General features: G+C 68.6%; 17 protein-coding genes. 3 read left to right on the top strand and 14 right to left on the bottom strand.

Annotated elements, in window-relative coordinates:
• Window positions 1-11 precede the first annotated feature (11 nt).
• Window positions 12-1,532 carry a Re/Si-specific NAD(P)(+) transhydrogenase subunit beta gene (gene pntB / locus I6N91_RS03635; protein ID WP_198810752.1) on the bottom strand — a complete coding sequence of 507 codons (1,521 nt, stop codon included), beginning with the start codon at window positions 1,530-1,532 and terminating at the stop codon, window positions 12-14.
• Window positions 1,529-3,085 (bottom strand): Re/Si-specific NAD(P)(+) transhydrogenase subunit alpha, encoded by a 1,557-nt coding sequence (locus I6N91_RS03640; RefSeq protein ID WP_198810754.1) that lies wholly within the window; start codon window positions 3,083-3,085, stop codon window positions 1,529-1,531. Before I6N91_RS03640 ends, pntB begins: the two co-directional genes overlap by 4 nt.
• 196 nt (window positions 3,086-3,281) lie before the next feature.
• Here I6N91_RS03640 and I6N91_RS03645 point away from each other — a divergent pair, with 196 nt between their 5' ends.
• Window positions 3,282-3,845: a DinB family protein gene (locus tag I6N91_RS03645; RefSeq protein ID WP_198810756.1), complete on the top strand. Its 564-nt coding sequence runs from the start codon at window positions 3,282-3,284 to the stop codon at window positions 3,843-3,845.
• 106 nt (window positions 3,846-3,951) lie between these two features.
• On the opposite strand, the gene I6N91_RS03650 is transcribed toward I6N91_RS03645, so the two are convergent.
• From I6N91_RS03650 to I6N91_RS03665, 4 genes are all read right to left on the bottom strand, one after another.
• Window positions 3,952-4,377 (bottom strand): DUF779 domain-containing protein, encoded by a 426-nt coding sequence (locus I6N91_RS03650; protein WP_198810758.1) that lies wholly within the window; start codon window positions 4,375-4,377, stop codon window positions 3,952-3,954.
• Window positions 4,378-4,386: 9 nt separating this feature from the next.
• The gene (locus I6N91_RS03655) at window positions 4,387-5,910 is read right to left on the bottom strand and encodes an aldehyde dehydrogenase family protein (RefSeq protein ID WP_198810760.1); all 1,524 of its coding nucleotides are present in this window, start codon (window positions 5,908-5,910) and stop codon (window positions 4,387-4,389) included.
• A 137-nt stretch (window positions 5,911-6,047) separates the two neighbouring features.
• Window positions 6,048-7,376 (bottom strand): GAF domain-containing protein, encoded by a 1,329-nt coding sequence (locus tag I6N91_RS03660; RefSeq protein ID WP_198810767.1) that lies wholly within the window; start codon window positions 7,374-7,376, stop codon window positions 6,048-6,050.
• A 59-nt stretch (window positions 7,377-7,435) separates the two neighbouring features.
• Window positions 7,436-8,857: an FAD-dependent oxidoreductase gene (locus I6N91_RS03665; RefSeq protein WP_307843223.1), complete on the bottom strand. Its 1,422-nt coding sequence runs from the start codon at window positions 8,855-8,857 to the stop codon at window positions 7,436-7,438.
• A gap of 169 nt (window positions 8,858-9,026) precedes the next feature.
• On the opposite strand from I6N91_RS03665, the gene rarD reads away from it, so the two are divergent.
• Complete coding sequence (rarD, locus tag I6N91_RS03670; protein WP_307843224.1) at window positions 9,027-10,028, top strand: EamA family transporter RarD; 1,002 nt, start codon at window positions 9,027-9,029, stop codon at window positions 10,026-10,028.
• Between the two features lie 80 nt (window positions 10,029-10,108).
• Here the strand turns inward: rarD and I6N91_RS03675 are convergent, their stop codons facing one another.
• From I6N91_RS03675 to I6N91_RS03695, 5 genes are all read right to left on the bottom strand, one after another.
• Window positions 10,109-10,951, bottom strand: coding sequence for a universal stress protein (locus I6N91_RS03675; RefSeq protein WP_198810773.1), 843 nt, complete (start codon window positions 10,949-10,951; stop codon window positions 10,109-10,111).
• Between the two features lie 135 nt (window positions 10,952-11,086).
• Window positions 11,087-13,213, bottom strand: coding sequence for an amylo-alpha-1,6-glucosidase (locus I6N91_RS03680; protein ID WP_198810775.1), 2,127 nt, complete (start codon window positions 13,211-13,213; stop codon window positions 11,087-11,089).
• Window positions 13,214-13,311: 98 nt separating this feature from the next.
• Window positions 13,312-14,331: a glycosyltransferase family 4 protein gene (locus tag I6N91_RS03685; protein ID WP_198810777.1), complete on the bottom strand. Its 1,020-nt coding sequence runs from the start codon at window positions 14,329-14,331 to the stop codon at window positions 13,312-13,314.
• 315 nt (window positions 14,332-14,646) lie between these two features.
• Window positions 14,647-16,191: an APC family permease gene (locus I6N91_RS03690; protein WP_198810779.1), complete on the bottom strand. Its 1,545-nt coding sequence runs from the start codon at window positions 16,189-16,191 to the stop codon at window positions 14,647-14,649.
• Complete coding sequence (locus tag I6N91_RS03695) at window positions 16,188-17,618, bottom strand: NAD(P)/FAD-dependent oxidoreductase (protein WP_198810781.1); 1,431 nt, start codon at window positions 17,616-17,618, stop codon at window positions 16,188-16,190. Before I6N91_RS03695 ends, I6N91_RS03690 begins: the two co-directional genes overlap by 4 nt.
• Before the next feature lie 132 nt (window positions 17,619-17,750).
• Here I6N91_RS03695 and I6N91_RS03700 point away from each other — a divergent pair, with 132 nt between their 5' ends.
• The gene (locus tag I6N91_RS03700; RefSeq protein WP_198810783.1) at window positions 17,751-18,434 is read left to right on the top strand and encodes a TetR/AcrR family transcriptional regulator; all 684 of its coding nucleotides are present in this window, start codon (window positions 17,751-17,753) and stop codon (window positions 18,432-18,434) included.
• 68 nt (window positions 18,435-18,502) lie between these two features.
• Here I6N91_RS03700 and I6N91_RS03705 read toward each other — a convergent pair whose 3' ends face one another.
• The 3 genes from I6N91_RS03705 to gabT all read right to left on the bottom strand — a co-directional run bounded on the left by I6N91_RS03705 (window position 18,503) and on the right by gabT (window position 22,797).
• Window positions 18,503-20,080 carry a CoF synthetase gene (locus I6N91_RS03705; protein ID WP_198810785.1) on the bottom strand — a complete coding sequence of 526 codons (1,578 nt, stop codon included), beginning with the start codon at window positions 20,078-20,080 and terminating at the stop codon, window positions 18,503-18,505.
• Entirely contained in the window at window positions 20,077-21,117 is a 1,041-nt protein-coding gene (locus I6N91_RS03710; protein ID WP_198810787.1) for a hypothetical protein, read from the bottom strand. The genes I6N91_RS03705 and I6N91_RS03710 overlap by 4 nt, the downstream gene beginning before the upstream one ends.
• 312 nt (window positions 21,118-21,429) lie before the next feature.
• A complete protein-coding gene (gene gabT, locus I6N91_RS03715) occupies window positions 21,430-22,797 on the bottom strand; it encodes a 4-aminobutyrate--2-oxoglutarate transaminase (protein ID WP_198810789.1) in 1,368 nt (455 codons plus the stop codon).
• Between the last annotated feature and the right edge of the window lie 9 nt (window positions 22,798-22,806).

Below are 22,806 nucleotides of genomic sequence, written 5' to 3' on the forward strand. Positions count from 1 at the left end.
CGGAACCGGAGTCAGTGCTGGCCGGGTGCGGCGGAGCCGGCCAGCGGGGAGGGCGGGGAGTCCTCCGGAAGACTGCGCAGGATGTCCTCGACGCGTTGTTTGGCGTCGCCGAAGAGCATTGAGGTGTTGTCGCGGAAGAACAGGGGGTTCTGCACGCCGGCGTAGCCTGCTGCCATTGAGCGCTTGAAGACGACGACGTTGTCCGCTTCCCAGACGCGCAGCACGGGCATGCCCGCGATGGGGCTGCCGGGGTCCTCGGCCGCGGCCGGGTTCACGGTGTCGTTGGCTCCGATCACGAGGACCACCGAGGTCCCGTCGAAGTCGTCGTTGATCTCGTCCATTTCCAGCACGATGTCGTAGGGGACCCGGGCCTCGGCGAGCAGGACGTTCATGTGCCCGGGTAGGCGTCCGGCGACCGGGTGGATGCCGAATCGAACGGTCACCCCGCGGGCGCGCAGTTGGTGGGCGAGCTCGGCCACGGGGTACTGGGCCTGGGCCACTGCCATGCCGTATCCGGGGGTGATCACCACACTCGAGGCGTCGAGGAGCAGCTCGGCGGTCTGCCGGGCCGTGATCTCGCGGTACTCGCCCTGCTCGGCGTCCGTCGTTGACGGTGGAGCGATGCCGAACCCGCCGGCGATCACGGAGATGAACGAGCGGTTCATCGCCCGGCACATGATGTAGGAAAGGTAGGCGCCGGAGGATCCAACCAGGGCGCCGGTGATGATGAGCAGATCGTTGTTGAGCAGGAACCCCGCCGCGGCCGCGGCCCAGCCGGAGTAGCTGTTGAGCATCGAGACGACGACGGGCATGTCCCCGCCCCCGATGGACGCCACGAGGTGCCAGCCCAGTCCGAAGGCGAGCACGGTGACGGCGATGAGCAGTTCCAGCCGGGAGTCGTTGACGTACCAGACGGTCAGGGCGACGAACGCGGCAAGGGCGCCGAGGTTGATGGCGTTCTTCCCCGGCAGCATCAGCGGGGCTGACTTTATCCGGGCGGAGAGTTTGAGGAACGCGACGATCGACCCGGTGAACGTCACCGCACCGATGAACACTCCGATGAACACCTCCGCATGGTGAACCGCCATCAGGTCCCCGGCCAGGGCGGGGGCCTGGAGGTGCCCGTTCCAGCCGACCAGGACCGCGGCAAGGCCGACGAAGCTGTGGAGCAGGGCGATGAGTTCGGGCATGCCGGTCATCTCCACAACACGGGCGCGCCAGAGCCCGATGCCGCCGCCGACCAGGACGGCGGCCGCGAGCAGGACCAGGCCGGTCGAGCCCCGCGCCGTGCCCAGGACGCCCTCAAGGGTCAGCCAGATGGTGGCCGCGAGCGCGAGTGCCATGCCGGCGATGCCGTAGAGGACGCCTGCCCGGGCCTTCTCGTGCCTGCTCAGACCGGCGAGGCTGAGGATGAACAGCAGGGCCGCGACGATGTAGGCCGCACCCGCAACGGACTCTGCGGTAAACGGCCCGGCAACGGCATTCGACACGTCTCCACTCCTCGATAGTGTTGCTGCTGCTCCCGGGGTCATGGTCGTGACCGATCGCCGCGGGCGAACATTCCGAGCATGCGCCGGGTGACGGCGAACCCGCCGAAGATGTTGATGCTCGCCAGCAGGACCGCGGCGGCGGCAAGGGCCTGCACCAGGGGGTCGCTTGAGGTGACCTGGAGCAGCGCCCCGATGACGATGATGCCCGAGATGGCGTTGGTGACCGACATCAGCGGTGTGTGCAGGGCGTGGTGGACCTTCCCGATCACGTAGAAGCCCACCACGACCGAGAGCATCAGCACCGTGAAGTGCTGCGGCAGCGGCGCCGGAGCCACGGCGTTGACCAGGAACAGCACCGCGATGCCGGCAGCGAGAAGGCCGGCCTTGCCGGCAGCGCTGAGCCCCGGCTTCGCCGCGGTGGCTTCGGCAGCGGGTCCCTCCGCGCGGGCGGCCGAGGCCGGCGCCGCGGAGACCTGGACCGGTGGCGGCGGCCAGGTCTTCTCCCCGTTCCGCACCACCGTGACCGAGCGCTGCACCACGTCGTCGAAGTCGATCCTCAGCTGCCCGTCCTTGTCCTTGGTCAGGAGCCGAAGCAGGTTCAAAAGGTTCGTCCCGTACAGCTGGGAGGCTTGGGCCGGCAGGCGGGCCGGAAGATCCGTGTAGCCGAGGATCACCACGCCGTTGTCGGTGACCACCCGTTCCCCGGCCACCGAGCCCTCGACGTTCCCGCCCTGCCCTGCCGCCATGTCGACGATCACGCTGCCCGGTCGCATGCCCGCCACGTCCGCCGCCGTGAGCAGCCTAGGCGCGGGACGTCCGGGGATGAGCGCGGTGGTGATGATGATGTCCACGTCGCGCGCCTGGTCGGTGTAGATTTCCGCGGCCCGGGCGTTGTAGGCCTCGCTGGTGGCCCTGGCGTACCCGTCGGAGGACGTCATTTCCTCGCCGACCTCGACCGGGAGGTAGGTTCCGCCGATGGACTTCACCTGGTCGGCCACCTCGGGCCGCGGGTCCGTCGCGCGCACGATTGCGCCGAGGCTGCTGGCGGCCCCGATCGCGGAGAGGCCCGCCACACCGGCTCCGGCGACGAGCACCTTGGCCGGCGGCACCTTCCCCGCCGCGGTCACCTGCCCCGTGAAGAACCTGCCGAACTCGTGCGCGGCCTCGATGACCGCCCGGTAGCCGGCGATGTTCGCCATCGAACTCAGGACGTCCATCGACTGCGCCCGGGAGATCCGCGGCACCGCATCCAGGGCGAGCGCGGTGATCGGGCGCGCCGCCAGGGCCTCCACCAGGTCCGGACGCAGGCCGGGGCTCAGCATGCCGATCAGGGTCGCGCCCTCGGCCAGCCGGTCGATCTCGTCCCCGGTGGGCGGGTTCACCTTCAGCACCACGTCGCTGCCCCACGCCTCAGTGGCGCCCCCGATGACGGCGCCGGCGGCGGTGTACGCGTCATCCCGGAACGAGGCCGACTCCCCCGCACCCTTCTCGACCACGACGTCGTAGCCCAGTTCCAGCAGCTGCCTCACCGTGGCAGGCGTTGCCGCCACCCGCGTCTCCTGGCCCATTTCGGCCACGATGCCAATACGTGTCACGTCTCTCCTCGTGCAGTGTTGAGGGAAGTGTAAGGCCACAGACCGGTCCGGTGGCGGATTCCGGAAGGGCAACCGGTTGGGGCAGCATCCGTCGACCGTGACGGTCGTCCACCGGATGATGGAAATCCTGCTCCATCCGGGCAACGATTGGAAGCCACGGATCAGAAGCCGGAAGAACCACCGATGGAGCCGCGCCATGAACGACTCGACCGCTTCAACCGCTTCGACCGATCCCGGGCCGCCCATCGCCGGTGACGAAGCCGCGGCCCTGCTGGCCTTCCTGGAGAGGCAGCGGGCGACCTTCGCCTGGAAGACCGGCGGGCTGGATGCGGCCGGGCTGCGGGCGACGGCCGGCCCCTCGTCAATGACGCTGGGCGGCCTGCTGAAGCACCTGGCCCGCTTCGAGGACGACATGTCCACCGAGTGGCTGCAGGGCCGCGCGCAGCTCCCGCCGTGGAATGCCGTCGACTGGGAGAACGACTCCGACTGGGACTGGCGCACGGCCGGCGGGGAGTCCCCCGAACAGCTGTATGGACGATGGCGCGACGCCGTGGCACGCTCCCGCGCCCTGTTCGCCGAGGCACTGGCCGAGGGCGGCCCGGCCCGCCGGGGCACCGTCGCCTCCGATCCCACCATCGAGCTTCCGAACCTGCGCTACATCTTCCTGAACATGATCGAGGAGTATGCCCGCCATAACGGCCACGCCGACCTTCTCCGGGAGTCGGTGGACGGGCTCGTCGGACAGGATCCGCCGGGCTGACGATGGGTGCCCGGTGGCAGCCGCGCGCTGCTCTCCCGGCAACCGAAGGGAGCCCCGGCCGTAGCCGAGACTCCCGTCGGGTTGTCCTGCGCCCCGGGGCCGTGCCCTACGCCATCAGCCTCGACCGAATGAGGAACCGCTTGCCCTCGGGCGCCTCCACCGAAAAGCCGCTCCCCCGCCCCGGCACCACATCCACGGTGAGGTGGGTGTGCTTCCAGTACTCGAACTGCTCCCGGGACATCCAGAAACCGATCGGCTTCCCGCCGTTCCCGGAGGCACCGCCGGAGGGCTCACCGCCGTCGTCCCCGGCGGAGATGTCGAGGACGCCGAGCAGGATGTCCGCCTCGGCCGTCAGGAATTCCCCCTCCGGATAGCACATCGGCGAGGAGCCGTCGCAGCAGCCCCCGGACTGGTGGAACATCAGCGGCCCGTGAAGGTCCCAGAGCTTGCGCAGCAGCTCGGTGGCCTCAGGGGTGAGGGCGACCCGGGAGAAGTCCTCTCCCGGGATCACCACCGACGCTTCGAGTGTCACGGCGCGTTCCTAGAAGAACCCGAGCTTGTTCTCGGAGTAGCTGACCAGCAGGTTCTTGGTCTGCTGGTAGTGGTCGAGCATCATGGCGTGGTTCTCGCGGCCGATCCCGGAGGACTTGTAGCCGCCGAAGGCCGCCCCGGCCGGGTAGGCGTGGTAGTTGTTGACCCACACCCGGCCCGCCTGAATCTCCCGGCCCGCGCGGTAGGCCACGTTGCCGTTGCGCGACCAGACGCCGGCGCCGAGCCCGTAGAGGGTGTCATTGGCGATTTCCATGGCTTCGGCGTAGTCGTTGAACCGGGTCACCGAGACCACGGGGCCAAAGATCTCCTCCTGGAACACCCGCATTGAGTTGGTGCCCTCGAAAATGGTGGGCTTGACGTAGAAGCCCTCCGCGAGGTCCCCGTCGAGCATCAGTCGCTCGCCGCCGATCAGGACCTTGGCGCCCTCCTGGGCCCCGATGTCGAAGTAGGAGAGGATCTTCTCCAGCTGGTCGTTCGAGGCCTGCGCGCCGACCTGGGTGTCGGTGTCGAGCGGGTTGCCCTGCACCATCTTCTCCACCCGGGCCACCGCGTCGGACATGAAGGAGTCGTAGATCGAGCCTTGGATCAGTGCCCGCGAGGGGCAGGTGCAGACCTCGCCCTGGTTGAACGCGAACAGGGCGAAACCTTCGAGCGCCTTGTCGTAGAAGGAGTCGTTCTTCTCGGCGATGTCGGAGAAGAAGATGTTGGGGCTCTTCCCGCCCAGTTCGAGGGTGACCGGGATGAGGTTCTGGCTCGCGTACTGGCTGATGAGCCGGCCCGTGGTGGTCTCGCCGGTGAAGGCGATCTTGCGGATGCGCTTGGAGGAGGCCAGCGGCTTGCCGGCCTCGACGCCGAAGCCGTTCACGACGTTGACCACGCCCGGGGGCAGGATGTCGCTCAGCAGTTCCATGAGCACGAGGATCGACGCCGGGGTCTGCTCGGCCGGCTTGATCACGACGGCGTTGCCGGCGGCGAGCGCGGGGGCCAGCTTCCAGACCGCCATGAGGATCGGGAAGTTCCAGGGGATGATCTGGCCCACGACGCCGAGCGGCTCGTGGAAGTGGTAGGCCGTGGTGTCGTCGTCGAGCTGGGAGATCCCGCCCTCCTGGGCACGCACAGCGCTGGCGAAGTAGCGGAAGTGGTCGGCCGCGAGCGGCAGGTCGGCGGCGAGGGTCTCGCGGACGGGCTTGCCGTTGTCCCAGGTCTCGGCGACGGCCAGCATCTCGAGGTTTTCCTCGATGCGGTCGGCGATCCGGTTCAGGACCAGCGCCCGGTCCGCGACCGAGGTCTTCCCCCACGCCGGTGCCGCCTTGTGGGCCGCGTCGAGGGCGAGGTCGATGTCCTCGGCCGTGCTGCGGGCAACCTCGCAGAAGACCTTCCCGTTGACCGGGGACACGTTCTCGAAGTACTGGCCCTTGATGGGGGCAGCCCATTCACCGCCGATCCAGTTTTCGTACCGGGGCTTGAAACTGACCTTGGATCCGTCCTGGCCAGGCTGGGCGTAAACAGTCATTGTGTAACTCCTTGGGCGTTGGAAACTCCGGTGGACGCCTTCGTCCACGCCCCGAGCCTAGGTCGCGGCACGTTGCACCGACGTTGCACCGCCCGCCGCAGGGGCCACCATACGGCCGACGCACGGGCCGCCGGCCGTCAGCGGTGCCAGTCGCTGCCCAGTTCCCGCTCGAGGCGTTCGATGTGGGCCACGACCGCCGACCGGCGGGGGGAGCGTGCCGGGAGCACCTTCAGCGCCGTCATCCAGGCGTCGGCGTCGTACTCGGCCTCGGGCAGCTGGAGGTACTGCAGCAGGGCCTCGGCCCCGCCGTCGTTGAGGACCGCGTCCCGCAGCAGGAAGCTGATCTCCCCGCGCAGGCGGGTGATCGCCGGGGCCTGGGAGCGCGGAAGCACCTGGCCCTTGTAGATCCCCAGGGCCAGGCGGTGGGAGCCCCGGTGAAGATGGTTCAGCACCTGCACCGCATCGAGGATGAGTTCCTGCGGCAGCCGGTACGGCCGCGACGCCGGCATCAGGGCGCCCCCGTGCTGGCCGAGGGCCTTGCGCAGGCGCAGCATCTCCGCGCGGACCGTGGTCACCGAGGCGTGCTCCGGGTAGGCCATCACGGCGAGCTGTTCGGCACTGAGGCCCTCCGGGTGCATGGCGAGCAGGGCCAGGAGTTCGGCGTGGCGCAGCGTCAGTTCGCTCGCCCGGCCCTCGGCGTGGAGCAGTCCGTAGTCGGTGCCGAGAATCTGCAGGCTGCTGCGGTACAGCGACTGCGGGGCACCCCGGTCGGCGGGCCGGCGGGACGGGGAGAGCCTGCTGCGCAGCCGCTGGATGGTCAGCTGCGCCTCGGCGGCGGCCACGCTTGCCTTAACGAGGGAGAGGGTGTGCCCGGCGACGGCGTCGGAGGCACCGGTGATGTCGACGACGCCGAGGACGGTGCCGGAATCGGGGTCGTGCAGCGGCACCGCGGTGCAGCTCCACGGATGGGCCTGTGGGCTAAAGTGTTCGGCGCCGGCGATCTGCACGCTGCTGTCAAGGGCCAGGGCGGTTCCGGGTGCGCTGGTGCCGACGGTGGCCTCCGACCAGTCGGCCCCCTCTATGAACATCATGCCCTCGGCCCTGCGCAGCGAGGCCCGGTCGCCGTGCACCCACAGGAGCCTGCCGTGCTCATCGCCGACGGCGACCAGCAGGCCGCTGTCCCGGCTGGGCTGGATGAGGAGCCGGTCGATCACCGGCATCACGGCTGCCAGCGGGTGGCTCTCACGGTAGGCCACCAGCTCGTCCGGAGTGTAGGACAGCCGGGCCCCGGCCCGCTCCGGGCCGGTCAGGTGCCCCAGGGAGCGCAGCCACGAGTCGTGGACCACCCGCCGAAGGCTGCCTTCGGGCGGTTCACCACGGCCGAGCGCGCTGTGCGCATCGACAGCGCGCTGCTGAATCACTCGGGATGTAAGGTCCCCCGAGGAGGTCGGTCGGAACGGCGACATCGGCACTCCACATCATGAATTCCGCCGCACAGGGGGCGGAACTCACAGTGTAACCGAGGTCACTCCCCGCGCGATATGGCGATCATGTCCTCGCGGGGGACGAGTTTCACCCGTTCCCGGACGAGGTCGCCGTTGCCCGTCTCGTTGACGAAGTTGGCTCCAAGTTTCAGCTCGTGTGCGTCCAGGCGCAGCCATCCTTCCCAGGTGGTGTACTGGACGCCGCGGGATTCGAGCAGGTTGATAATGGCGTCCTCCGAGGGGTCCTCGGCCGCCGGCAGGTTGAGCCGGTCCTCCAGCAGGAAGCCGATGGTCTCCAGGGCGTCGCCCTTGGTGTGGCCGATGAGCCCGACTGGTCCGCGCTTGATCCACCCGGTGGCGTAGATGCCCGGGACGGGGTTGCCCTCCTGGTCGATGACGCGCCCACCCTCATTGGGGATCACACCGCGCCTGGAGTCGAAGCCGACCTCGGGCAGTTCCGAGCCGAAGTAGCCCACGGCCCGGTAGACGGCCTGCACCGGGTAGTCGATGAAGGTTCCGGTGCCGCGGACGGTGCCCTCACCGGTCAGCTCGGTGCGCTCGAACCGGATGCCGGCCACCCTGCCCGGGGTTTCCGGCGAATCGTAGATCTCCACCGGGGTGTGAAGGAAGTGCAGGTGCAGCCGGCGGGAGGCGCCGGTGGGTTCGTCCTCGACCAGCCAGTTCGTGAGGGTCTTGACCATGGTCTTGGTCTGGTTGTTCGTCGCGATCTGCTTCTCGGAGGCTTCGTCGAAGTCGAAATCCTCGGGGTAGAGGACGATGTCGACGTCGCGCGAGTGGGACAGCTCCCGCAGTTCGAGGGGGGTGAACTTGACCTGCGCCGGGCCCCGCCGCCCGAAGACGTGGACGTCGGTGACGGGCGAACGCCGAAGGCCCTCGTAGACGTTGTCGGGGATTTCGGTGGTCAGCAGGTCGTCGGCGTGCTTGGAGAGCATGCGGGCGACGTCGAGGGCGACATTGCCGTTGCCGATGACGGCGATCTCCCGGGCCTCGAGGGGCCAGTCGCGGCTGACATCGGGGTGCCCGTCGTACCAGGAGACGAAGTCAGCGCCGCCGAAGGAACCCTCAAGGTCGATGCCGGGGATGTTGAGGTCGGCGTCCTTGACCGCGCCGGTGGCAAAGATGACAGCGTCGTAGAAGCGGCGGAAGTCAGAAAGCGTGAGGTCGCGGCCGTAGTTGACGTTGCCCAGGAACCGGATGTCGCCGCGGTCGAGCACCTTGTGCAGGGCATTGACGATGCCCTTGATGCGCGGGTGGTCGGGGGCCACGCCGTACCGGATGAGGCCGTAGGGGGCCGGGTACTGGTCGAAGAGGTCGATGCTGACCTCGAAATCCCCTCCCTGGACCTGGTGGGATTTCGTCAGGATGTCCGCGGCATACACGCCGGCGGGGCCGGCTCCGATGATCGCGACCCGCAGCGGACGGCCCGCAGCTGAGGTAGACACTGATTTGCCTTCTTCCATGGTGGAAACACTCAAGGTAACCGGTCGGTGCGCCGAATTTGCGCACATTTGTCTATTCTAAATCAGTGCGGCGCAGGGGGCTAAACCAGTGGCGTGGATCTCACTTTGGGCCCGGGGGAATAAATTCCGGCCCTCCGCGGTTCCTCACCGTGTGAGCGATGCGACAGCGGTAAAAACTCAACGACCGGCCCGCAGTGAGAACTCACTCGGCATCTTCTACGGCATCGGCGCGTACGGCCTCTGGGGCCTGCTTCCGCTCTACTTCCTCATCCTCCATCCGGCCGGCGCGGTGGAGATCGTCGCGAACCGCGTCCTGTGGTCGCTGATCTTCTGCGTCCTGCTGCTGACCGCCACCAAGGCCTGGCACACCGTGCTTGCGGCGGTGCGCAGCCCGGGCATCGTCGGAACCCTCGCCGTGGCCGGTGCCCTCATCGCCGTGAACTGGCTGACCTACACCTACGGGGTCACCACGGGGCACGCGATCGAGGCGGCCCTCGGCTACTTCATCAACCCGATCGTCTCGGTGCTGCTCGGGGTCATCGTGCTGCGGGAGAAGCTGCGCCGCCTCCAGTGGGCAGCCATCGGGCTGGGCTTCGTCGCGGTCATCGTCCTCGCCGTCGGGTACGGCTCCGTGCCGTGGATTGCCCTGATCCTCGCCTTTTCCTTCGGCTTCTACGGCTTCGTCAAGAAGCGCGTGGGCTCCCGCGTCGACGCGGTGTCGAGCCTGAGCATCGAGACGGCGCTGCTCACCCCGGTCGCCGCCGCGGTGATGATCTGGCTGGGCGCGACCGGCGCCGCCACGCTCACCACCGAAGGCCCCGGGCACTTCTGGATCATGGCGGCCTCCGGGATCATCACCGCGGTCCCCCTGATCTTCTTCGGAGCGGCCGCGCGCCGGCTGCCCCTGAGCACCATCGGCCTGCTCCAGTACCTCGCCCCGATCCTGCAGTTCCTGCTGGCCCTCTTCGTCTTCGGGGAGGAGATGCCGCCCGAGCGCTGGGTCGGCTTCGGACTCGTCTGGTCGGGCCTGGTGCTGCTGACCATCGACATGCTCCGCACAGTGCGCTCGGCCCGCCCGCGGAAGGGGTCCGGCGGAGCCCTTCCGGCCGGCAGCACCGCACCGGCCGGGCAGACCGCACCAATCTCCTCCTAGGGACTATCTCCTCCCCAGGCAGCTGCCTCCCGGGCGCCAGCCCCCTCCCGGAGGCGCTTCCGGGGGGGCCGGCTGGCAGGTCAGGCCGCGGCGAGGTTCCAGTCGCGCGGCACCACGACCATCGGCACCGGCAGGGCGCGCAGCATCTTGTTGGCCGTTGAGCCCAGGAAGAGCTGACTGTGCTGGGCGAGGCGGCTCGAGCCGACGATCACCAGTTCCCCGGCGTCCCATTCGACGTCGTCGATTGCCTGCTCAATGGTCCTGCCGTGGGCGACGGCGATGGTGGCCTCGTGGCCCTGCGGAAGCTGCTCAACGGCGTTGATGAGCACCGTGTTGGCGTGCTGGTGGGCCTGGTTCAAGGCCTCCCCCGAGTCCGTCGGGTCGCTGACATCCAGGGCCACCAGCGAGATCAGGCGCAGCGGCACCCCGTGCCGGGCCGCGGATTCGACGGCGACATCGAGCACCGCCCCGGCCCCGGCGCGGGTGCCAACGGCGCAGGACATGCGGGTGATGGTGTCGCGGTGGCGGTAGCCGCGCGGCGCGAGCGCCACCGGCACCGGCGAGGAATGAAGGACGGCGTTGGCAACGCTGCCCACGGTGAAGCGCCGCAGCAGTCCGTTGCTCGAGGCGCCGATCACGATCAGCTCCGCCTCGAATTCGCGGGCGGCCTCGAGCAGGCCCTCGGCGAACGAATCGGCCGTCCTCACATGGGTCTGTACGGTGACGTGGTCCGGGGTGCCGGCGGCGGCCTGGGCGAGGGCGGCCTCGGCGCGGTCCGTGCCGGGGGCGGCACCGCCGGAGCGCGGCCGGTTGAGCACGGTGACCAGGTCGACCTGCGCCCCCTGGGTGGAGGCCAGCGAGGTCGCCAGCGCGAGGGCGTCCTGGCCGCGGTCGTTTTCCGTGTATCCGACAACGTAGCGCACGGGGTTTCCTTCGTTCGGCGGGTGCCCCGGAGCAGCGGAAAGGCCGCGCCGGCGCAGGATGGCTTTCACTCTATCCCCTGCCCGGCGCGGCCTTGACCGCGGCGGCGCGGTGTCCTCAGCCGGTAAAACGCCGTCCTAGATGAGGTCCTCCAGCGGACCGCGGGGCGCGGGGCGGTGTTTCACGCCCGCCGGAAGTCCTTCGATCGTCCCGCTGCCCGCCTCGCCGCGCACGGTGATGCGGGAGGCGCCGAGGCGCACGTTGCCGGCGCTGACGCTTCCGAAGTCCTCCGGCAGCACCGGTGCCAGGCACACCTCGCCCTGCGGCAGGAGCGGGTCGAAGCGCAGGAGGGTGCGCAGAAGGTGGACCGGGGAGGCCGACGCCCAGGCCTGCGGGGAACACGACGTGGGGAAGGGAACCGGCTCGGCGAACTCGTCGCGGGCGAAGCCGCAGAAAAGCTCGGGCAGCCGGCCGTCGAAGTATTCTGCGGCGTCGAACAGGCCCCGGGCGACCCTCACCGCTTCCTCGACGAAGCCGTACCTCATGATGCCGGCGGCGACCAGGGTGGTGTCGTGCGGCCAGACGGAGCCGTTGTGATAGCTGACCGGGTTGTAGGCGCCCATATCGGAGGCGAGGGTGCGGATCCCCCATCCCGTGAACATCTCCTCGGACATGAGCCGCTCGACCACAAGGGGCGCCTTGTCGGCATCGACGATGCCAAGCCACAGGCAGTGGCCCATGTTGGAGGCGCAGGCGTCCACGGGTCTCTTGTCCTTGTCCAGCGCCACCGCGAAGTAGCCCCGATCCGGCAGCCAGAACCGGTCGTTGAACTCCGCCTTGAGGTACGCCGCCTTGTGCGCCCATTTCGCGGCGCCCGTGTCATCTCCAAGCTGCCGCGCCAGAAGTGCCCGGCCGAGGTAGGCGCTGTAGACATAGGCCTGCACCTCACAGAGCGCCAGCGGGGCCTCGGCCAGGGAACCGCCGGCGAAGTTGATGCCGTCCCAGGAGTCCTTCCAGCCCTGGTTCACCAGTCCGTGGTTGTTCCTCCGCCCGTACTCGACGAACCCGTCGCCGTCGCGGTCGCCGTACCGCTCGACCCATTCCAGCGCGCGGTCGGCATGCGGCAGCAGAACCGAGAGCAGGTCGCTGGCCAGTCCCCACCGGCCCAACTCTCCGAGGAGGGCAACGAACAGCGGAGTGGCGTCGGCGGTGCCGTAGTACGCACGGTTATGCCCCAGTGCCAGCCCGCCGCCGGTTCCCAGCCGGACCTCGTGCAGGATCCTCCCGGGTTCCTCCTCCGTTGCCCGGTCAACCTTCTCCCCCTGCATCGACGCCAGCGTCTGGAGGGTGCCGGCGGCCAGGGTGGGATCCACCGTCAGGGCCATGTAGGAGGAGATGAGCGAGTCCCGCCCGAACAGCGCCATGAACCACGGTGCGCCCGCCGCCACGGCGGCACGGCCGGGCTCGTCGGGATCGAAGATCCTCAGCGCGCCGAGGTCCTCCCGGCTGCGGGTGAGGACGCGTTCAAGGTTCCGTTCGCTGATGGCAAGGCGGGGCACCTCGCGCTCCCACTCGGCATGCCGTTGGGCCGCTACATGGTGCACGGACCCCGCGGTCGGGGAAAACGGCTCGTCCGGGCCCGCCCCCTCGACGAGGGGCGTGCTGATAATCCGGGCCGACCACGACCCCCGCGGTTCGAGTTCCGCCAGGAAGAGGAGCGACCCCTCGGTGACGAGTGCTCCGGGTGCGCTGACCGCGACCCCCCTTTGGGAGTCGTTCCGCACCGCTTCAATCCGGAGTTCGTCCCCGCGGACCTGCCGTACGCCTTCCTTTGAGGCGGGTATCCTCCCACCCTTCACCTCGAACAGGTCGCTGAGGTCGGCGTCGATCAGGATCTGGATCCGGCAGCTGACCTGCCGCTGCGAGAAGTTGCGGAGCCGGATGTCATCGCGCAGCCCCGGGCCGACCTCACGCTCGTGTTCCACCACGATGGGGCTGTCGGCGCCGTCGATTCCGCTTGGCCTGCCGACGAAGACCGCCCGGTAGGGTTCCCGGGTGCGCGCGGTCAGGGGTTCAAGCGGAGAGCCGTCCAGGGTCAGCTGCCATCGCGAGAGGATGCGGGTGTCCTGGTAGAACGCGCCCTGGGGAAGGCCCGGAAGGATGTCCCCGCTCTGGGCCGAGATGCAGAATGATGAACCCTCGACAAGAGTGACGGCGCCGAGGCCAGGTGAGCCCGCAGCATTATCCGCATTCCATCCACTCATGGTCCGCTCCCGATCGATAGTCCGCTACCGACAAGCCGTTGGGCCGTCGCCCGTGTCCATGGTCCCGCACCCCAGATTGCGCGGCAATAGGCCCCGGTTCACCCCGCCGCCGCTGTCTGCAGATACAGGGCCAGATGCTCATCGACCATCCGCCCGGCGCTGAAGCGCTCCTCGGCGCGGGCCCGGATGACGGCCCGGTCAAGTCCCGCGGCGCGCGCCAGGAGCGGCGCGAGCGCATCCGGGGTATCGGCGAGATAGCCCGTCACGCCGGGCTCAACTATTTCCGGTACAGCTCCCAGCGGCGTCGCGACGACCGGCGTGCCGGTGGCCAGGGCCTCGATCGTCACCAGCCCGAAGGGTTCCGGCCACTGGATCGGGTTGAGCAGTGCGATTGCATCCCCGAGAAGTGCATATTTGTCGCCGTCGCCGACTTCGCCCAGGAACTCCTCATTCGGCCCCAGGATCGGTTCAACGGCATCGCGGAAGTACTGAAGCTCGACGGCTTCGCGCATCTTCGCCGCGATCTTCAGGGGAAGTCCTGCGGCCCGGGCGGTTCGAATCGCTTCGACAACACCCTTTTCGACGCACATCCGTCCGAGGAAACAGACATAGCCACCCTCGCCCCGGCCGACCGGCACCTTGGCAACGTCGATGCCATGGTGGATGACCGCGGCCACCCGGATGTCCGGCGACCCGCTGAGCTGGCTGCGGGAGATCGCAACGAGGGCGGTGTCCTGGGCTGCGGCCCGGTACAACTCCCGGCTGGCCGGAGTCAGCCGGTTGTGGATGGTCGCCACCACCGCGACGCGCGGAGGCCGGTGCCGGTATAAAGGTCCGGTCGGGGTGTGGTCATGAATGAGGTCGACCCCGGCAAGCCCGGCATAGGCGTGGGCGACATGGGGCAGTTCCGAGCCGGTGATCCCCAGGGTCGAGGGATCCGAAACCTCTGTGTCCGGAAGCAGCGGGACCGGACACCTGCTGTCCGCCGGTGCGGCCAGCAGCACCTCGTGGCCGGCTTCGGCGAGCCCCCGGGCGAGGGAGTCGACCATCAGCTCCACACCGCCGTACCCTTCCGGCGGAACCGGAAGCCATGGCCCTGCAATCAATCCGATCCGCATGATGACTCGCCTCGCACTGGCCGGCCGCTATGGATGGCCGTGGCCCACCGGCCGCGGGACCCTCCTTATCGGGGCACTGCGGCAGGGGCCCACCGGTCGGAGTCGGGGGCCGCGCCGTCGACCGGTCAATGGCGGCACCGCACGTCCAAGCCGTCCGGGGAGTTCCGTACGTCGATCGTAAGCCTCCTGACGGACTCCGTCGAGCCGCGAAGAGGTGTACCGGATCGGCCGTGGCAGTGGTGACTTCGGCTTTAACGGCGGAGGCCGCCGGCGGAACTTCCAGGAGGAGGAATCCGCCGGCGGCCCGGTCGGTGCTCAGTCGGTCAGGACGTCGTCGAACGCGTCCTGGGAGGTGCCTTTGCGCAGCCCGGTGCCCTTGAAGAAGCCGGGGTTGCGCCGGTACTGAATGCCCATCAGCACGGCGCCGAGCAGGAGCACGCCGATGCCGAGAATGAACACCATGCCGATGCCGCCGACCTCCGAGCCCGAGCCGTAGGCCGGGTCCATCGAGTCAATGGCGGTTTTGACGAACATCACCAGGAGGATAACCCCGCCCAGCAGCGGCGCGAGGAACTTGCTGAGGAAGTTGCCGGCTCCGCGGAAGGCCTCGGCACGGAAGTACCAGACGCAGGCCAGGGCGGTGACGCCGTAGTAGAAGCAGATCATCATGCCAAGGGCCGTGATCGTGTCCCACAGGGCGTTCTCGGACAGCACCCGTGTCACCACGTAGAACCCGGCGGCGGCGACGGCCGCAGCGACCGTGGCGTAGCGCGGAGACTTGTGGCGGGGGCTGACGGTGCCGTACTTGGCCGGCAGCGCGTCGTAGTGGCCCATGGCGAGCAGCGTGCGGGCCGGCGAGACGAAGGTCGACTGCAGCGAGGACGCCGAGCTGCTCAGGACGGCCATCGACATCAGGATGGCGAACGGGCCCATGACCGGCCCGGCGAGCGCGGCGAAGATGCTGCCCTGGTTGTCGGGGTTGCCCGCGCCGAGTTCGCCGTCGCCGACGCCCGCGAAGGACAGCGTGGCCAGCGCGACGATCAGGTAGATGGCCATGATGACGACGATGGTGACGCCTGCTGCACGGCCCGGGGTCTTCTTGGGGTTCGTTGCTTCCTCGTTCATCGTGAGGCAGACGTCCCAGCCCCAGTAGATGAAGATCGACAGCGAGACGCCGGCGGCGAAGGCGGAGAAGGACCCGACGGCGAAGGGGTTGAACCATTCGGCGCTGATCGGGGTGGCGTCGAAGGCCGAGCCGTTGGCCACATGCGCGAACGCGGCGATGGCGAACCAGGCCAGGACGATGACCTGGAAGGTGACGAGCACGTACTGGACGGTCTTGATCGTTTCCATGCCCCGGTAGGAGATCCAGCAGGCCGCCGCGATGAAGATCAGGGTGGTGACGATGTTGACCGGCAGGTTCAGGGTCAGATCGGCCAGCGCATCGTTGCCGGTGAGCTGGGCGAGCATGAGGTAGAAGAAGTCGACGGCGACGGCGGCCAGGTTCGACAGGACGATGATCGTCGCTGCGATCGCGCCCCACCCTGCCATCCAGCCGATCCACGGGCCGAAGGCCCGGGTGGCCCAGGTGAACGAGGTGCCCGAGTCGGGCATCGCCTTGTTCAGTTCGCGGTAGCCGAGGGCCACCAGGAGCATGGGAACGAAGCCGACGAGGAAGATGGCCGGAAGGTTCACCCCGACCTCGGCGACGGTGGGGCCAAGGGCCGCGGTCAGGGTGTAGGCCGGGGCGATGCTCGAGACGCCGATGACGACGGCGCCCAGCAGGCCGACGGCGCCCGCGCTGAGGCCCTTCCTGCTGAGGCCTGTCCCCTGGCCGGTCGTGCGTACCTCTGTGCTCATTGGGTCACCTTCGTGAAGAGGGATCCCGGACCGGAAGCGGTGCCGGGCGGTGGAGCAAGGATGCTGCTGATGGTCTGTGCGGTGCGCCGGCCCATGCGGACTGCCCCGTCGACGTGCTGGTAGCCCTCGGCGGCGATGTCCGAGCAGGACCAGTGGATCGGCCCGACGGGGGTGTGCTGGTGGCGGCCGTACCGGCTCAGCCCGCCGAGGTCGTAGCTTGAGGCGTAGGCGCCGCGCGTCCATTCCTCGGAGGCCCAGTCGGATTCGTAGTAGACCTCGGGGGTCAGGGCCTCGGGGCCCAGGAAAGCGGCGATGGATTCGAGGATCCGCTGCCGCCGCTCCTCCGGCGGCAGTTCGAACATCGCGTCGGCCTTCTCGTCGGAGACGAACCCGACGAGGGTTCCCCGGGCGTCGCCGTGGTTGGTGTTGTCGTACACCTCCTGCACGATGGAGCCGGCGCCGAACCCGGTGCCGGAGAGCCCTGCGGCGCGCCAGAACGGGGTGGTGTAGACGGCGTGGACCTTGATGACCAGGCCCAGCGACTGGTGCTGGTGCATCTGTTGCTGGAGCCGGGGCAGCGGCGGGTCGTAGGAGATCCGGGAGTAGAGGTTCGGCGGCACGGCCACGATGCAGCGCCGCGCGTGCACCGTGACGCTCTCGGAGACGGCGGTGACGCTGGTGCCGTCGCCGCCGCCCGCCCCGCCGCTCCAACGCAGGGTGCGGACCGGGGCACTGAGGAACACATCGTCGCCGAGCTCGGCCGCCATGCGCTTGGAGACCTCCTGCATGCCGCCGACCACCCGCCTGTCGAGGATGAAGTTCTCGTCAACGAGGTTGGAGAAGGATCCGGCGGTGGCTGCCATGAGCACTGCCTGCAGCGCCGAGAAGGAGTGGGCGGGCTTGGTGAGCATTCCGCCGGCGATGAAGAGCCCGATGTTGTTGCAGGCCTCCTCGTCGTCGGAATGCCGGCGCAGCCAGGAGGCGAAGGACTCGGTATCGAGCTCACGGGCGAGCGGGTGCTCCCAGGGTGCCTCGGGCCCGGCTTCCTCCACCAGCCGATCGAGCAGTGCCGTCAGGCGCTCCATCTCGGCCCGGGTGCGCTCCCCCACCGGGAACCACTCCCCCGTATAGCGCCTGGCGGTGCCGTCGGCGCCGATGTAGACCGACTCCCCGTCGCGGTAGCGGGAGTAGGTCTCGAGGCCGAGCTCCTCGAGCAGGTCCTTCAGGGCGGTCTGGTCGGGTGAGACCCACTGCCCGCCGACCTCGAGGGTGGCACCGTCGATGACGTCGGTGTGGGTGCGGCCTCCAACCCGGTCCCTCGCTTCGAGGACAGCCACCGTGTGGCCGGCCCTGCGCAGTTCACGCGCGGCGGTCAGGCCCGATGGCCCTGCGCCGATCACGACGACGTCGCGTTCAATCGTTTTCATGGTCTCCTTACGGCGGCGGTGACGTCCGCCACAAAATGAATGGTATTCATTTACTGTGAGGACTTTAGCGAACCGGCCCGCCTTTGGGAAGAGCCGTAGGATAAATTCGAACAACGGATGGGAGCCGCTCGAATGACCGCAGCTGCGCAGGGAACACCGCGGCGCGCTGGACGGCCTCCGCGGGGGGTGCTCTCCCGGGAGCGCATCACCTCCGCCGCGGTCGCCCAGATCGCCGCCGAGGGCTATGAGGGGCTCACCATGTCGGCCCTGGCCCGCCGCCTCCGGGTCGCCCCCTCGGCCGTGTACAACCATGCGAGTTCCAAGCAGGAAGTGCTGCGCTGGGTGCAGGACCATGTGATGACCATGGTGGATTTCAGCGCCTTCGCCACCGAGCCGTGGGACGAGGCGGTCCGCCGCTGGGCGTGGTCCTACCGGGAGGTGTTCGCCCGGCACGCGCCCCTCGTACCCGTCATCGCCGTCATGCCCGTCACCGATGCGGCGGAAACGCTGCGGATGTACGAGGAGGTCGCCCGGGGCTTCCTGGCCGCCGGCTGGCCCGAGGAACGCGTGGTGCCCGCCATCGTCGCCCTCGAGTCCTTCATCTACGGCTCGGCGCTCGATGTCTCGGCGCCCAGCAACATCTTTGACTCGGGCGCATCGGGACCGGAGTTCCCGGTGTTCACCTCGGCCGTCCGCAGCGCGGCCGGCGAAGGTGCGGGTGATTCCGCGGAGGGCGGGAGCAATGCCGCCGATGTTGCGTTCAGCACGGGCCTCGAGGCGCTCATCACCGGCCTGAAACTGCAGCTTCCCACGTAACCGGCGGGGCGGAGCGTGGTTGAGTGCGCACTCGGCGGCGGAGCCGGCGTGCGTGGCCGCGGCTGCGGTCAGGGCTGCGCTGTGTAGGAGAAGTCCAGGTCCCACTCCCCCACGTCATCCGCGTCCAGCTGCCAGACGTACTCGTTCTTGAGCTTGCGTCCGTCCGCCGTGAAAGGCCCGGTCCGGTAGGGATAGAAGGCGATGGTCGGCAGGGTGGAGCCGGGTGCGGTTCGGATGGCGTTGTTGAAATCCCCGTTCATCCGGCGCAGCTCGGCGAGCACGTGCGGGCGGTACCGCTCGACGTCGAGGGCCCCGGACTCGCTGGCCTGCTGGGTCAGCTGCAGTGCGACGTGCAGCTGACGGTTGCCCGCCGCGTCCTCGTAGCTGATCAGCCGGTGGTTCTCGACGGCGTCGAGCAGCACCGGCTCGTTGTAGATGACGTCCCGCAGCGCATCGGGAGCCACGACGGCGCCGTTGAAGTCCACTGACAGATCGGAGCGGCCGTAGTGGAACAGCAGCGGCAGGTCCAGCAGCTGCTCACGCAGGACGTCCTCAAGGCCGTACTCGCGCAGGATCGGCTTCAGCTCACGCACCCGCATCACATGGCCGCGGTCGTGGATGTTGTAGCGGATCCGGGGATTGATGTTCTCCCGGCGCACGATCGTCACCAGCAGTTCGCCGGCGTCGTTGGTTTCAATCAGGTAGCCGTACGGATTGAACTGGAAGATCATCGGCAGCACGCCGTACTCCTCCTGCCGGGTGATGCGTGCGGCGAGTTCCGGGTTCCGGTCGACGGCCTGGCGCAGGGCCACTGAGAAGTCGGTTTCGATGGCCAGATTGATCTCCAGGTCGGAGGCGCCGTAGGAGCCGAATACGCCGTGCGTGTAGCGGTTGATGTGGGCGCGCATGTTCTCGCTGATGCCCTCGCCGCCGAACGCCGCGACGATGTCGTACTCCTGCCAGTCCAGCCGGGGGTCCTCGAAAAGGGCCTTCAGGAAGGGCGGGTAGCTCAGGATGATGTAGGTGAACCCCGTGCCGAACTCCCGCATGGTGGCGATGATCTTATCCTTGTCCGGGCCGACCGACTTGATCATGGTGACCTCGGTCAGTGACGAGGAGACATTCATGCCGGTGGCCCAGGCCCCCAGGGAAAACGCGTTGAGGACGAACGGCTGCTTGTCCAGGGCAGTGGCGGTCCGGGCGAAGCCCAGCTGGAGCAGCTGGCGGGTGGCCTCGCGCTCGTCCGGACCCCGGACCCAGCTGGTTGGAACCCCGGAGCTGCCCGAGGATTCGTCGACCACCACTCCGCGGCGGGGCAGCTTCCCGTCCAGGCAGCGGTCCTCGGTGCTCCAGGGCCGGATATAGCTGTCCTTATCCATTTCCGGGATCCGCGCGAACTCCTCCGAGACCCTGCCGTTGCCCGGGAGGCGGCCCGGAAAGTCCTGCTTCTCCAGGAACTGCCCGTAGGCGGGAACCCGTCGTGCCGCCAGCTCGAAGGTCCGCCAGGCGCGCCACCGCCCCAGCGTCCAGCGGAGGGACTCGATGCCGGGGAGCAGCAGCAGCTTGTGTGTGGAGACCCGGGGCATGAACAGCCGGACGAACCGCTCGTGGACGGCGAGGAAGGCGAAGATCAACAGCTTTTTCATGGGTGCAGCTCCTGGCCCGAGGGAAGAATCATCGCGGATGCGGCGCGGCGGTGCGCCACCGGTGGGCGGGCACTGTGGCCGAAGCGGAAGAGCATCCAGGCCATCCGCCCGTCGGACTCGGTGACGCCGGCGGCCTTCACGAACTCGGCGTGCGAGCGGGGATTGGTGATCACGGTGCCGAAGGGGTGCAGGTAGATATTGCGGCGGGTGAAACCCAGCCACACCTGCATGAACGTACGGCCGGCCTCCACATAGTCGGAAGGCCCGTCGAAGGGTCCCTCCAACCAGCCCAGCTGGCGCACCCCGCGCATGGTGTTCAGATAGATCCTGCGGATGAGAGCGCCGACCATCGGCGCATCCCACAGCCCCCGGTTCCGCATAGCGAACCGCAGCACCGGTCCGGGCATCAGCATCGTTTCCGCGCTCAGGCCGTCACCGCGCTCCTTCGCCTCGGCGCGCGAGAAACGGAGCCAGGTGAGGATTTCCCGGTGCACTGCGTCGTTGCGCAGGTCATCGAACAGCGTGGCCTGGTTGACGTGGACGAGCGCCCGGACGAGCGCGGGATCGCTGGAGCTGCGGAACACCTGCCCGTGCCGCCGGGCAGTGTCCTCGGCTTCCGCGACGGCGGCGGGCGCCACCAGCGTGTTGTCGTAGGGCCGGCGGGAGGTCCGCCGGGCCAGGAACGCCTCGTAGTCCGCTCGATCGTTGGCGTCGGGAGGCCGGGGCACCAAGTTGACCTCGCCGATAAGGTGGAGCCGGTCCTGCGCCCCGAAGTCCATCTCGCGGTGCTGGAGTTCTTCCCGGACCGCATATCCGCGAACCTGCGCGCAGACCCTGAGCGACTCAAGGAAAACGCCTGCGCAGACGTAGCCGAAGGGAATTCCATAAGCTTCCGCGGGCAGCCCTCGATCCAGATCATAATAAAGAGACGCCTGGGTTGAGCTGCGCAGCCGGATTTTTATCGGCTGTGAATTGTGCGGTGACGGATATCGGTGGGTGTCCTCAAGAATGGCCCCCCACGCCTCGGATTCCAACATGCCCTCACCCTAGTGGTGCCTGCGGCTTTGCGGACCTGATTTTTGGGAATAGTTTTCGGCGGGTAGTGGCAGGAGTGACGGCAATTCAATGTTTCGCCCCCTCCACCGCCCGCCGAAACTGCAGATCACCACTTAATTCCGCCCACGTGGCGTGGTTATCTGCACACTCGGCGAGGCGTTATTGCACGGCCGTTACACCGCCCCCGCCGAAAACGCAGATCACCACGCCATCCCGGGGGAAGAACGTGGTGATCTGCGGAGTCGCGGAGGCGCCGGCCCCGCTGATTTGTGTGGACGGCGCCGTACGCTGACTTAGGCGGCGGCGCGGATGGCCCCTTCGAGGACGTCCAGGCCGTCGAGCAGCAGTTCATCGCCGATGACCAGCGGCGGCAGCAGCCGGATCACGTTGCCGTAGGTGCCGCAGGTCAGGATGATGACCCCTTCCTTGAGGCACGCCGCCGCGATGGCCTTGGTGGCCTCCGGGTTGGGCGTGGTGGTCCCCGGCTTCACGAACTCGATGGCCAGCATCGCGCCGCGGCCGCGGACCTCGCCGATGATGCCGGCGTCGCCGAGCTCCTCCTGCAGCGCGGTGAAGCGCGGCACGACGATGCCCTCGATGGCGCGGGCGCGCCCGGCGAGGTTCTGTTCCTTCATGGTGCCGATCGCGGCGAGGGCCGCGGCACAGGCGACGGGGTTGCCGCCGTAGGTGCCGCCGAGGCCGCCGGGGTGGACGGCGTCGAGCAGGTCGGCCCGGCCGGTGATCGCCGACAGCGGCATGCCGCCGGCGATGCCCTTGGCCATGGTGATGATGTCGGGCACGACGCCCTCGTGGTTCACGGCGAACCACTCGCCGGTGCGGCAGAACCCGGACTGGACCTCATCGGCGATGAAGACGACGCCGTTGTCCTTGGCCCAGGCCGCGAGCGCCGGCAGGAACCCCTCGGCGGGAACGATGAAGCCGCCTTCGCCCTGGATCGGTTCGATGATGATCGCCGCCACCGACTCGCCGCCGATCTGCTTTTCGATCATGGTGATGGCCCGCTGGGCCGCCTCCGCACCGGTGATCGAGGGGTTTTCCTCGCGGTACGGGTAGCTCATCGGCATCCGGTACACCTCGGGGGCGAACGGACCGAAATTGGTCTTGTACGGCATCGACTTCGCGGTGAGCGCCATCGTGAGGTTGGTGCGCCCGTGGTAGGCGTGGTCGAACGCGACGACGGCGTTGCGGCCCGTGGCGAGGCGCGCCACCTTGACCGCGTTCTCCACGGCTTCGGCACCGGAGTTGAAGAGCACGGTGCGCTTGTCGAAGTCGCCGGGGGTCAGCTCGGCGAGCTGCTCGGCGACGGCGATGTACCCCTCGTACGGGGTGACCATGAAGCAGGTGTGGGTGAAGTGCCCCACCTGCTCCTGCACGGCCTGCACGACGGCCGGGTCGGAGGCGCCGACGCTGGTGACGGCGATGCCCGAGCCGAGGTCGATGAACGAGTTGCCGTCGACGTCGCGGAGAATGCCGCCGTCGGCATCCGCGGCGTAGACCGGCACGCCGGAGGCCACCCCCTTGGCGACGACGGCGCCGCGGCGGGCGTCAAGGGCGGCGGACTGCGGGCCGGGGAAGGGGCCCGTGAGGTGCCGCTTCTGCTCCAGGCGGAAGGTCGGCTGAACTGCTGGAAGTGTTGTCATGGTGTCCCT

Origin of the sequence: Arthrobacter sp. MSA 4-2 (assembly GCF_016405885.1) — a bacterium.
Taxonomy (GTDB): domain Bacteria; phylum Actinomycetota; class Actinomycetes; order Actinomycetales; family Micrococcaceae; genus Arthrobacter_D.